This is a genomic window from Streptomyces sp. NPDC001848 (genome assembly GCF_042891915.1).
GTDB lineage: Bacteria > Actinomycetota > Actinomycetes > Streptomycetales > Streptomycetaceae > Streptomyces.
This window is the reverse complement of record NZ_JBIATP010000001.1, coordinates 254,729-266,566: the sequence shown is the minus strand read 5'-3', so window position 1 is coordinate 266,566 and position 11,838 is coordinate 254,729. Positions and strand designations below refer to the sequence as shown.

The window sequence follows — 11,838 nt, the reverse complement described above, 5'->3', positions numbered from 1 at the left end:
GCCCGGACGGTGAGGGCCGCCGGGTCAGGGGTGCCGACGGCCCTCGGTCCGAGGGGTGCTACCGCGGTGTCACTGCCTGGTCCAGGCCGTCCTCGGAGAAGAGCAGCTTCGCCACCCGGGCCTGGACGGAGGGCGAGAAGTGCTGGAGGTCGTTGACCCACCAGGCAGCGGAGGCGCCGATGTTGTCGATGGTCTGAGCCGCGTGCGGGGAGACCACGGCCGCCGATGGGGGCCGACCCTGGGCGAGCGGAGCGGAGAGCTTGGGGGAGTCGGCGGCCCCGGCGGGCGGTGCGGAGATCAGGGCGCCGGTGACCGCCAGTGCGGCTGCGGCGGTCGCGAGGAGGGATCGGTGGGGGGAACGGATCGTGGATCTGCTGGCGCGCGTCAACGGTGCAACCCTTCCGTCGTCATGAAGGTGGTGCGGTACGGCTCCTTGTGGGGGTGGCGCTTCTTTTGGCGGCGGCGGGCCTCTGGCTCACCGACTGGAGCGCGCCTTCGAGGGCGAACGTCGCGGCTCCGAGGCACACCGGATCGGTGGGGATGGGGGACAGGACGATCTCGGTGGCGGCGAACGGCCGCTTCAGGGCGTGCCGGGCGACGGCCTCGCGCACCTCGTTCAGCAGCGGCTCGCCGAGCGTGGCCGCGACCCAGCTGCTGAGCACGACCACCTCCGGGTTGAACAGGTTGACCAGGTCGGCGATCCCGGCGCCCAGGTAGCGGGCGGTGTCCCGCACGACCTTCAGTGCGACCGGATCCTGCGCCGCGACCCCGCGCGCGAGGGCGTCGATGGTGGCGGTCTGGTCCTCGGGGTGCAGCAGGGGGCTCTGCGGGCTCAGCTCCCGCAGGTTGAGCATGATGCCGGGGGCGCCGACGTACGTCTCCACACAGCCGTGGTTGCCGCAGTGGCACAGCCGCCCGTCCAGCACCAGCGTCGTGTGGCCCCATTCGCCGGCGCTGTTGCTGACGCCGCGGTGCAGGCCACCGCCCAGCGCCAGCCCGGCGCCGACGCCCGTGCCGAGATTGACCACCACGGCGTCCCCGTGCCCGCGGGCCGCGCCGAACCACAGCTCGGCGACCGCGCAGGCGCGCAGCGGGTTGTCCAGGTACAGCGGGTAGGCGATGTGCTCGGTGAGCAGGTCGAGCAGCGGCACGTCGTGCCAGTCCCAGTTCGGGGCGTACTCCGACACGCCCCGGTCGCGGTCGACCTGGCCCGGGACGCTGACGCCGGCCCCGAGGACGCGGGCGCCCTCCACCCCGGCCTGGGTGACGACCGAGCCGACGGCCGCGGCGACATGGGCGACGACCTGTTCGGGCCGGTTCTCGCCGGGGCGCATGTCCTCGTCGGCGCGGGCGAGCATGTTCAGCGCCAGGTCGAACAGCTCGACCCGGACGTACGTCTCGGCGATGTCGACGCCGATCAGCGCGCCCCCGGCGGCGTTGACCGCGACCAGGCCGCGCGGTCGGCCGCCCGCCGAGTCCTCGAACCCGACCTCGGTGAGCATCCCGAGGTCCAGCAGCTCACCGACGAGAGTGGCGACCGTGGCCAGACTGAGCCCGGTCGTCGCCGCCAGCTCCTGACGCGAGGTGGGGGAGTGGGCAATGATCTGGCGCAGCACCTCGTAGCGGTTCGCGGTGCGGATGTCGCGTGAGGTGCGCTTGACCGGCACGTCCCCGATCCTCCCCAGGTCACGGCGAGGCCCCGTGCCTCGGCGCGGCAGGAGCCTATGCCGGGACCGTCCTTTCTACAAGGGGTTAGGAAAGGGGCTTTAGGAAGTCGCCCGTGCCCCTGTCTCCTCCTGGGTCAAAAAGCGATCACGTCCCGCACGAAAGCGTTCCGGAACTTGCCCGCCGGGTCCAGCTCCGCCGCCAGCGCCGTGAAATCGTCCAGCCTCGGGTAACGCTCACGCAGCACCTCCGCCGGCATGGTGAAGACCTTGCCCCAGTGCGGCCGCGCCTCCAGACCGTCCAGCGCCTCCTCGACCCGGCGCACCACGGGCAGCACGGCCGCCGTGTCCTCGACCCAGGTGAAGTGCAGTGCCACGGTGTCCCGCCCGTACGCCGGGCTCAGCCACTGTGCGTCGGCGGCCACCGTCCGGACCTCGCAGGTCTGCAGCACGGGCGCGACCGTCGCCCGGATCGCGTCGAGGGCGTGCAGCGCGTTTGGCGCGTACGGGCGCGGCAGCAGATACTCGGACTGCAGCTCGGCGCCGCTGCTGGGGGTGAAGTCCGCCCGGAAGTGCGGCAGCCGCTCGTGCCAGGGGCCCGGCACTCCGAACTGCTCGGTGCAGTTGACCGCGGGCATGCCCGGCACCGGGTGCATCGCCTGGGTGGCGGGGGAGGCCCACGGGAAGTCGGGCAGCGGCTGGTCGGTGCGGCGCTTGAGCCACACCTGCCGGAAGCCAGGGGCGCGCCAGTCGGTGAACAGGCTCACGCTGTACGCCGTCGCCGCCACCGTCTCGTAGTCCAGCTCCTCCAGGGGCAGCTCGGTGAAGACGTGCTGCTCGACCTCGTACGACGGCTCCAGGTCGAGGGTGAGAGCCGTGACCACGCCGAGCGCGCCGAGGGAGGTCACGGCACCGTCGAAGCGGGGCTCGCCCCGGGAGATCCGGAGCGTCGACCCGTCCGCGGTGACCAGCTCCACCTCGCGCACGGCCGAGGCGAGCGAGCCGTTGCTGACGCCCGAGCCATGGGTGCCGGTCGCCACCGAGCCCGCCACCGAGATGTGTGGCAGGGAGGCCATGTTGTGCAGCGCGAGCCCGTGCTCGTGGACCACCCGGGCGAGCTGGGCGTACCGGACGCCACCGCCGACCCGCACCGTACGGGCCGCCGTGTCGACCTCGACCTCGTCCGGCAGGGCGGCCAGCGAGAGCAGGACGCCGTCGGCGCCCGGGTCGGCGATCTCGTTGAACGAGTGCCCGCTGCCGAGCACCCGCACGGTCGCACTGTCCGTGACGAGGGAGCGCAGCGCGTCGAGCGAGTGCGGGCGGTGCAGTTCCTTGGCGGCGTAGGTGATGTTGCCCGCCCAGTTGGTCACGGTCTCGGTCATCCCGTCGTCCCTCCCCGGGGATTGCAGTGGTTACCGGAATCCCAGCCCAAGGGCACCGGGTGATCAAGCCCGTTCGCCCTGTTTGCGTGACCGAATCCGCCCGCCTACCGCCGGTGCAAACCCGGTGAAAGGCCTCATAAGTGGGCAACGCGCGCGTCGTGCGGGGACCCGGCACGCCCGGCGGTCCGCCGGAGGCATACCGTGAGGAGTCGAGCAACACACGCCGGGAACGAGGAGAACGGGATGGGTGACAGTCGCACCGCGCTGGTCGAGGACCTGATGGAGCGTTTCCCGCACGTGCCGCGGGAGGCCGTCTTCAAGGAGGACCTGCTGCGGGGTGGAGTCGCCTTCGACCAGTCGGCGCTCAGCGACAATGAGGACGGCGACGTCAAGCCGAAGTCGTACTTCATCTTCTCCTTCGACCACGGCACCCTGCCGGAGCTGGGCGAGGCCGCGCTGCGCCGCCCGCCCGAGGAGATCATCCTCACCGGCGGCCCCTACGACCTGCGGCGGACCGTCGTCTCCGTGCGGGTGAACCCCGCCTCGCCGTACCGGGTCGCCGCCGATGACGAGGGCCTGCTCGGGCTGTACCTCGACGGCAGGCGGATCGCGGACGTCGGTGTGCCGCCCATGCCGGAGTACTACCGGCACACCCTGTCCAACGGGAAGTCCGTGATGGAGGTCGCCCCGACCATCCAGTGGGGCTACCTGATCTACCTGACCGTCTTCCGGGTCTGCCAGTACTTCGGCGCCAAGGAGGAGTGCCAGTACTGCGACATCAACCACAACTGGCGCCAGCACAAGGCGGCCGGCCGGCCGTACACGGGTGTGAAGGACGTCGAGGAGGTGCTGGAGGCGCTCGAGATCATCGACCGCTACGACACCCAGAAGGCGTCCACGGCCTACACCCTCACCGGCGGCGCGATCACCTCCAAGGTGGCCGGCCGCGACGAGGCCGACTTCTACGGGCACTACGCCAAGGCCATCGAGGAGCGCTTCCCGGGCCGCTGGATCGGCAAGGTCGTCGCCCAGGCGCTGCCGAAGGACGATGTGCAGCGGTTCAAGGACTACGGAGTCCAGATCTACCACCCCAACTTCGAGGTGTGGGACCGCCGCCTGTTCGAGCTGTACTGCCCCGGCAAGGAGCGGTACGTCGGCCGGGACGAGTGGCACCGGCGCATCCTCGACTCGGCGGAGGTCTTCGGCGCGCGCAACGTGATCCCCAACTTCGTCGCGGGCGTGGAGATGGCCGAGCCCTTCGGCTTCACCACGGTCGACGAGGCCATCGCCTCCACCACCGAGGGCCTGCGCTTCTTCATGTCGCACGGCATCACGCCCCGCTTCACCACCTGGTGCCCGGAGCCCACGACCCCGCTCGGCAAGGCCAATCCGCACGGCGCGCCGCTGGAGTACCACATCCGGCTCCTTGAGGCCTACCGCGCCACCATGGACGACTTCGGGCTCTCCTCGCCCCCCGGCTACGGTCCGCCCGGTCCGGGCCGCGCCGTGTTCTCCGTGAGTTCGTTCATGGACAGCCTCCCGGCGGACGATGTCGTGGAGGAAGGGGCCGAAGAACCGTCGCATGCGTAACAATGCGATCACGTGCCCCGCGCGCTGAGTCGCGGCGGGGCCGTGGTCCGTACAACTCCACACCGCGCAACCACTGACAAGCGGCATCTGAAGACGCCGCTTGTCAGTTGTGTGGGAGCCGTGAAAGGCTCTGGGCCTGTCGCGAGACGACCCTCAACTCCCTTGTTCTCCAGGTGAGTTGCTTTGTGGAAGCAGTTGACGCAGGAGCCCCCATGCCCGACCTGCCGACCCCCCAGGACGCCGCCGAGGCCGCGCTGTTCTCGGAGTGCTGGGACGCGGTCCTGTCGTACGCCGACCTGTGCACGTCCGGTTCGGCCACCGGCAGGCAGCTGGCCACCGAGGCCTTCTCCCACGGCATCCAGGAGGTCCGCGCGGGCGAGGCCCGGGGAAAGGCCACCGGGCGCCGCGTGCCACGCCTGCCCCGGATCCCCCTGTTGCTGACCTCGGTGCGCACCACCGCCGCGGCCTGGGAGGCGGAGGGCAGGGGACACCACCTCGACCCCGACCTGCGGCTGTGGCTCAACTCCGACAAGGCCGCCCGCTACACCGGTCCGCCCCTGAAGCGCCCGCTCGCCCTGCGTGGCCTGAAGGACATGCAGGAACCGGACGCGGCCCTGCTGTGGCTCGCCGAGGTCGAGGCGCTGCCGCTGCCCGACGTGGCCCGCCGGCTCGGCCTCGACCCGTCGGCCGCGGCCGAGGAACTCGCCCAGGTACGCGCCCTGTTCCGCGACCGTTGCCGGCGCAACCACCTCGACACGCCGATGGACCCGGACTGCCGCAGCTACGCCCGGCTGCTCGACGCGGTCACCCGCTCCTCGGGCGCGGACACACCCGAGGACCTCTCCCGGCACCTCGCGACCTGCGTGGAGTGCGCCGAGGCGGCGGCCTGCCTCAGGCTGCACGGCGGCGGCACGCCCGCCGCACTCGCCGGCGGCGTGATCGGCTGGGGCGGGCTCGCCTACCTGGAGCGGCGCCGCCGGGCGGCGGAGGCCGGGCTGAGCGGCGGGCGCGCGGACGCCGGCACGGACCGGGGCATCACCGTGGGCGCCCAGGCCAGGCCCCGGATCGGCAGGACCGGGATCCTCGCCGCCGCCGTGATCGTGTCCGCGCTCGCCCTCACCGTCTCGCTGCTGCAACTGGGCAGTTCGGACGGGGACACCACCGCGGGCGGCGAAGTGACCGGCCAGTCCGTCGCCGGACCTGGGCTGTCCTCGCCGCCCCACGGCCCGGCCGCCGGCAACGGCACGGCCGGCGCCTCCTCCACCTCCCGCCCGACCGGCTTGCACAGCGCGACGAAGAGCGGGGACTCCGACACCGAACCGCAGGGCACCTCGACGAGCCCGGTGGACGACCGGTCCACCGCCTCCGGTACCGACAAGGCCACCCCGTCGACGTGCCGGGTGAAGTACGCAGTGGTCAACCAATGGCCCGAGGGCTTCCAGGCCACCGTCACGGTGACCTCGACCCGGGCGCTCGCCGACTGGCGCATCGGCTGGACGTTCCAGGACGGCCAGCGCATCACCCAGATGTGGGACGGCACCTACACCCAGCACGGCGCCGAGGTCACCGCGAAGGCCGCCGACTACGACAAGCAGGTCGCCGCGAACGGCACGTTCGCGGTCGGCTTCCTCTCCTCCTGGCACGGCAGCAACGCCCAGCCGCGCGCCTTCACGGTGAACGGGGCGCGCTGCACGACGGCGGACTGAGCGGGCCGGAAAATGTGTTGGCGGGCTGCCGAGGCCCCGGGCTAGGGTGGCGGCAGCCACGAGCGGAGAAGGAGGTGTTGACCGATGACTGTCCTTGCGATGGGCACTGCCCGCATTCAGGAGTTCATCAAGTCCACCTCCGTGGCCACCGGCTGACACCTCGCCGCTCCCACCCGAGCGCGCCCGCCGGGGCCACCCTTGTGAAGGGTTTCCCTTGACCACCCTCTCCGCTTCCTCCGCGTCTTCTGCCTTCTCCGCACTCGTCCCCTACGGCTGGGACGACGCATGGGCGGACGCGTTCGCCCCGTACCACGCCGAAGGACTGATCGCCGGGCGTGTCATCCGCGTCGACCGCGGCCAGTGCGACGTGGTCACCGCCGACGGGCCGCTGCGCGCGGACACCGCCTTCGTCACCCCGCACGATCCCCTCCGGGTCGTGTGCACCGGCGACTGGGTCGCCGTCGAACCCGGGGGCAACCCCCGCTACGTACGGACGTATCTGCCACGCCGTACCGCCTTCGTGCGCTCCACCTCCTCCAAGCGGTCCGAGGGGCAGATCCTCGCCGCCAACGTCGACCACGCGGTCGTCGCCGTCTCGCTCGCCGCGGACCTGGACCTCGGCCGCGTCGAACGCTTCCTCGCCCTGGCCTGGGAGTCCGGGGCGCAGCCGGTCGTGGTGCTCACCAAGGCCGACGTGGTGCCGGACGCCACGACGCTCTCGTACCTGGTCCACGACGTGGAGACCACCGCCCCCGGGGTGCCGGTGCTGCCGGTCAGCGCACGGCAGGGCGAGGGGCTCGACGTGCTGACCGCGATCCTGTCCGGCGGTACGTCCGTGCTGCTCGGGCAGTCCGGCGCGGGCAAGTCCACCCTGGCCAACGCACTCCTCGGCGAGGACGTCATGCACGTCCGGGCCACGCGGGAGGTGGACGAGAAGGGCCGCCACACGACGACCACGCGCAACCTCCTCGCGCTGCCGGGCGGGGGAGTGCTGATCGACACGCCGGGGCTGCGCGGGGTCGGTCTGTGGGACGCCGAGAACGGGGTCGGGCAGGTCTTCTCCGAGATCGAGGAACTGGCCGAGCGGTGCCGCTTCCACGACTGCGCCCACGCGGCGGAACCGGGCTGCGCGGTGCTGGCGGCGGTGGAGGCGGGGGAACTGCCGCAGCGGCGCCTGGAGAGCTACCGGAAGCTGCTGCGGGAGAACCAGTGGATCGTGGCGAAGACGGACGTGCGAGTCCGGGCGGAGCTGCGGCGGGACTGGAAGAGGAAGGGAGCACAGGGGAGAGCGGCGATGGAGGCGAAGCGGGGGCGGTGGCCGTCCTAGGGCCCGGACGCCGCTCCTTCACGGGCAAACGTTGCCTGTCGGGGCACTGGCCGCCGACCGCTTTCGTGTCACTGTTCGACGTGTCGTCCGACATGGCGCGGGGGTCGGTCGACCGGCCGGAATTTTCCTGATGTCCCGTTTCCCACCGCCCCCAGCGGTGACAATTGGGGGCATGAGCCAGCAGGGGGACAGGCCCACCGGCCACCAGGACGACTGGTGGGGGCAGTTGTACGACGACTCCACCGGGGACACGGGACCGGCCCCCGCGGCCGACACCCTCGACGACCGCTTCGCCTCCGTCGCGGGGGCGGTGGGGCAGGATGCGCCGCGGGGGAGCGAGCCCCAGGGGACGGAGCCGGCGCCCGGCGACACCGCGCCGAAGCCACCACCGCTCCCCGAGGCTTCGTCCGACGCGGTGCCTCCGCCGCCTCCTGGCGCTCCGTCCGACGCTGTGGAGGGCCAGTCCCCTGACGCTTCGTCGGACGCGGTGCCTCCGCCGCCCCTGCCGCGCATCCCGCCCCCGGTCGACTACATCGGCTCCGGCCCGCCGACCTACGACCCGGAGCCCACCGCCCTCCCGCAGGCCGACCCCGACCGTCTCTCCGACCTGGTCCCCGACACCGCGCTGGACGGCGCCCGGTTCGGGTCCTGCACCCTGCGGGCGGTCTCTGCGCGTGGGGACTCGGCCCGCTTCCGGGGCGAGCCGCGACGCGACTGTCTGCTCACCGCCCGCTTCGGCACCGGGGACCAGGCCCTCGTGCTCGTCGCCATGGCCACCGGCCGCCGCGGCGCGCCCGGCGCCCACCGCGCCGCCGCCGAGGCGTGTCACTGGATCGGCCGTGCCGTCGGCCGCAGCCACCTCCGCCTCGGCGAGGACATCCGCGCCGCCCGGCGCGGCGACCTGAAGTCCGGCCTGCAACGGCTCACCGACCGGAGCCTCGGCAAGCTCCGCGCCGGCGCCGCCGCCCAGGGCGCCGACCCGGACGAGTACACCGCCGGCCTGCGCTGTCTGCTGCTGCCCGCGGACCCCGCCTGCCGTATCCGCGTCTTCTTCGGTGTCGGCGCCGGCGGCCTGTTCCGGCTGCGGGGCGGCGAGTGGCAGGACATCGAGCCGCGCGCCGCCGACACCACCGGCGAGCCGGTGGTTGGCTTCGGCTCCCCGCCCGCCGAGACCTCCGAGGGCGACCGGCTCACCATGGACCTCGGCATCACCACACCCCCCAGCCCGTACGAACCGGCGGTCGAGCCGCCCCGTTCACCCTTTCTGTTCCGTGCCTCCGTCGCCCAGCCGGGGGACACGCTCCTGCTGTGCAGCGCCGGTCTCGCCGACCCGCTGCGCGACGAGCCCGAGCTCGCCGAGCACCTGACGACCCGCTGGTCCACGGGCGAGGTGCCGGGTCTCGCCGCCTTCCTCGCCGACACCCTGGTGAGGGTGAAGGGCTACGCCGATGACCGTACGGCGGCCGCCGTCTGGGAGGCGTGATCGCGGTCCGTGTGGATACATGGATCCAGGGACAGCGAAGGGATGCGTGGATTCCATGGCCAAGCAGAACGTCGCCGACCAGTTCGTCGACATCCTCGTCCGGGCGGGGGTCGAGCGCCTGTACGGGGTGGTCGGCGACAGCCTCAACCCGATCGTGGACGCCGTACGCCGCAACTCCGCGATCGACTGGGTGCACGTACGGCACGAGGAGACCGCCGCCTTCGCGGCCGGCGCCGAGGCCCAGATATCCGGCAGGCTGACCGCCTGCGCCGGTTCCTGCGGGCCCGGCAACCTCCACCTCATCAACGGCCTGTACGACGCCCACCGCTCGATGGCCCCGGTGCTCGCCCTCGCCTCGCACATACCCTCAAGCGAGATCGGTCTCGGGTACTTCCAGGAGACCCACCCCGACCAGCTGTTCCGCGAGTGCTCCCACTACAGCGAGCTGATATCCAACCCCCGGCAGATGCCCCGGCTGCTGCAGACGGCCATCCAGCACGCCATCGGCCGCAGCGGCGTGAGTGTCGTCGCGCTCCCCGGCGACATCGCCGCCCAGCCCGCCCCCGACGGGTCCGCGGAAACCGCCCTCGTCACCTCCCGGCCCAGTGTCCGCCCGGGTGACGCCGAGATCGACCGGCTCGTGGAGATGATCGACGAGGCGGAGAAGGTCACCCTCTTCTGCGGCAGCGGCACCCGGGGCGCGCACGCCGAGGTGATGGAGTTCGCCGGGAAGATCAAGTCCCCGGTGGGACACGCCCTGCGCGGCAAGGAGTGGATCCAGTACGACAACCCGTACGACGTCGGCATGAGCGGCCTGCTCGGCTACGGCGCCGCCTACGAGGCCACCCACGAGTGCGATCTGCTGATCCTGCTGGGCACCGACTTCCCGTACAACGCCTTCCTGCCGAAGGACGTGAAGATCGCCCAGATCGACGTCCGTCCGGAGAACCTGGGCCGCCGATCCAAGCTGGACCTCGCGGTGTGGGGCGATGTGAAGGAGACCCTGCGCTGTCTCGTCCCGCGCGTGCGGACGAAGGAGAGCCGGCGCTTCCTCGACAGGATGCTCAAGAAGCACGCCGACGCGCTGGAGGGCGTCGTCAAGGCGTACACGCGGAAGGTCGACAAGCACGTCCCGATCCACCCGGAGTACGTGGCCTCCGTCCTGGACGAAGTGGCCGATGACGACGCGGTGTTCACGATCGACACGGGGATGTGCAACGTGTGGGGCGCCCGCTACATCTCGCCCAACGGCCGCCGCCGCATCGTCGGTTCCTTCTCCCACGGCTCCATGGCCAACGCGCTGCCCATGGCGATCGGTGCCCAGTTCACCGACCGGCGCCGGCAGGTGGTGTCGATGTCCGGCGACGGCGGGTTCTCCATGCTGATGGGCGACTTCCTCACCCTGGTGCAGTACGACCTTCCGGTGAAGGTGGTCCTGTTCAACAACTCATCGCTCAGCATGGTGGAACTGGAGATGATGGTCTCCGGGCTGCCCTCGTACGGCACCGCCACCAAGAACCCCGACTTCGCGGCCGTCGCCCGCGCGTGCGGTGCGTACGGCATACGGGTGGAGAGGCCGAAGCAGCTCGCGGGTGCCCTGAAGGACGCTTTCCGGCACAAGGGTCCGGCGCTGGTCGATGTCGTCACCGACCCGCACGCCCTGTCCATACCGCCGAAGATCAGCGCGGAGATGGTGACGGGCTTCGCCCTGTCCGCCTCGAAGATCGTTCTGGAGGGCGGGGTCGGCCGCATGGTGCAGATGGCACGCTCCAACCTGCGCAACGTGCCCCGGCCGTGACGCCGCGCGCCTCGCTGTGCGAGGCTCCAAGACCGGAACCCCGGCCCGATTCCGGCGGGCCGGGGTTCTCGTTCTGTTGTGTCAGACTCGGACGGCTCGGTCACTTGCCCTCGTGCTCGCGCCCGTGCTCGTGCTCGTGCTCGTGCTCCTCTTCCTCGTGGTGGTGCCGGATCACGCGGAAGCTGCCCACGACGCCGTGCTTGACCTTGACGCCGCCCTTGACGTGACGGGGGTGCACCCCGTCGCTCTGGCTCCAGGGGCCGACGATGGCGATGGGAGCGCCGTTGTCGCAGGTGGCCCCGGAGAAGACCTCGACGGTCTTCCTGCTGTCGTTGCGGATGTTGAGGCTCTTGGAGCCGAGGCCGCTCACGATCGTGACGCAACCGTCCGGGATGGCCGGGTACTCACGCTCGTTGATGCGGACCTTGCCGAAGTGCTCGTGCTCGTAGCCGCGACCGTAGTCCTCGTCGTGGTCCCCGCGGTCCTCACGGCCCTCACGGCCCTCACGGCCCTCGTTGCCCCTGCTGTTGTCGCCGTTGCCGCCCTGCGGGAGGGCGGGGGCGGCAGCAGGGGCGGGGGCCGCGGCGACCGGGGCGACGGGAGCCGCCTGGGCCGGCTCGGAAGCCGCGTTGGCGTAGGTGATGCCGGTGGCCGCCAGGGCCGCGGCAGCCGCGATCGCGGCGGTTACAACGGTGGAACGCGTTGCCATGTGCTTCTCCTGTCTGAGAGACGTCGGCTGAAAGCCGATGCGTGATTGAACGTACAGACCGTGACGATCTCTGTCATATCCGACATACCGACAATATGAATAACAATCCTTTTGGAGTAATGACGGCTGATGTCGCGTCACCGAGGAACGACCGCGTGTCCGGAAGTCGAGGAGAAACG

General features: G+C 71.5%; 9 protein-coding genes. 5 read left to right on the top strand and 4 right to left on the bottom strand.

The window, feature by feature from the left end:
• Window positions 1–58: 58 nt before the first annotated feature.
• The 3 genes from ACFYZJ_RS01250 to ACFYZJ_RS01240 form a co-directional block, all read right to left on the bottom strand.
• Complete coding sequence (locus ACFYZJ_RS01250; protein ID WP_388561550.1) at window positions 59–388, bottom strand: hypothetical protein; 330 nt, start codon at window positions 386–388, stop codon at window positions 59–61.
• A 19-nt stretch (window positions 389–407) separates the two neighbouring features.
• Window positions 408–1,667 (bottom strand): ROK family transcriptional regulator, encoded by a 1,260-nt coding sequence (locus tag ACFYZJ_RS01245; RefSeq protein WP_388561549.1) that lies wholly within the window; start codon window positions 1,665–1,667, stop codon window positions 408–410.
• A 134-nt stretch (window positions 1,668–1,801) separates the two neighbouring features.
• A complete protein-coding gene (locus ACFYZJ_RS01240) occupies window positions 1,802–3,046 on the bottom strand; it encodes a D-arabinono-1,4-lactone oxidase (protein ID WP_388561547.1) in 1,245 nt (414 codons plus the stop codon).
• A gap of 243 nt (window positions 3,047–3,289) precedes the next feature.
• Between ACFYZJ_RS01240 and ACFYZJ_RS01235 the strand changes: the two genes are divergently transcribed.
• The 5 genes from ACFYZJ_RS01235 to ACFYZJ_RS01215 all read left to right on the top strand — a co-directional run bounded on the left by ACFYZJ_RS01235 (window position 3,290) and on the right by ACFYZJ_RS01215 (window position 10,950).
• On the top strand, window positions 3,290–4,636 hold the full coding sequence (locus ACFYZJ_RS01235; RefSeq protein ID WP_388561545.1) for a radical SAM protein: 1,347 nt from the start codon (window positions 3,290–3,292) through the stop codon (window positions 4,634–4,636).
• A gap of 212 nt (window positions 4,637–4,848) precedes the next feature.
• Entirely contained in the window at window positions 4,849–6,342 is a 1,494-nt protein-coding gene (locus ACFYZJ_RS01230; RefSeq protein ID WP_388561543.1) for a cellulose binding domain-containing protein, read from the top strand.
• A gap of 214 nt (window positions 6,343–6,556) precedes the next feature.
• The gene (gene rsgA, locus ACFYZJ_RS01225; protein ID WP_388561541.1) at window positions 6,557–7,669 is read left to right on the top strand and encodes a ribosome small subunit-dependent GTPase A; all 1,113 of its coding nucleotides are present in this window, start codon (window positions 6,557–6,559) and stop codon (window positions 7,667–7,669) included.
• Window positions 7,670–7,841: 172 nt separating this feature from the next.
• Entirely contained in the window at window positions 7,842–9,152 is a 1,311-nt protein-coding gene (locus tag ACFYZJ_RS01220) for a protein phosphatase 2C domain-containing protein (protein WP_388561539.1), read from the top strand.
• 55 nt (window positions 9,153–9,207) lie between these two features.
• Complete coding sequence (locus ACFYZJ_RS01215; protein ID WP_388561537.1) at window positions 9,208–10,950, top strand: pyruvate dehydrogenase; 1,743 nt, start codon at window positions 9,208–9,210, stop codon at window positions 10,948–10,950.
• 100 nt (window positions 10,951–11,050) lie between these two features.
• On the opposite strand, the gene ACFYZJ_RS01210 is transcribed toward ACFYZJ_RS01215, so the two are convergent.
• Window positions 11,051–11,659, bottom strand: a complete 609-nt coding sequence (locus ACFYZJ_RS01210; protein ID WP_388561535.1) for a hypothetical protein — start codon at window positions 11,657–11,659, stop codon at window positions 11,051–11,053.
• Window positions 11,660–11,838 lie beyond the last annotated feature (179 nt).

What these genes read in the sequence shown, in the direction of transcription:
- ACFYZJ_RS01240 (WP_388561547.1), bottom strand. Translation starts at nt 3,046, where the DNA reads ATGACCGAGACCGTGACCAACTGGGCGGGCAACATCACCTACGCCGCC.
- ACFYZJ_RS01235 (WP_388561545.1), top strand. Translation starts at nt 3,290, where the DNA reads ATGGGTGACAGTCGCACCGCGCTGGTCGAGGACCTGATGGAGCGTTTC.
- ACFYZJ_RS01230 (WP_388561543.1), top strand. Translation starts at nt 4,849, where the DNA reads ATGCCCGACCTGCCGACCCCCCAGGACGCCGCCGAGGCCGCGCTGTTC.
- ACFYZJ_RS01220 (WP_388561539.1), top strand. Translation starts at nt 7,842, where the DNA reads ATGAGCCAGCAGGGGGACAGGCCCACCGGCCACCAGGACGACTGGTGG.
- ACFYZJ_RS01215 (WP_388561537.1), top strand. Translation starts at nt 9,208, where the DNA reads ATGGCCAAGCAGAACGTCGCCGACCAGTTCGTCGACATCCTCGTCCGG.
- ACFYZJ_RS01210 (WP_388561535.1), bottom strand. Translation starts at nt 11,659, where the DNA reads ATGGCAACGCGTTCCACCGTTGTAACCGCCGCGATCGCGGCTGCCGCG.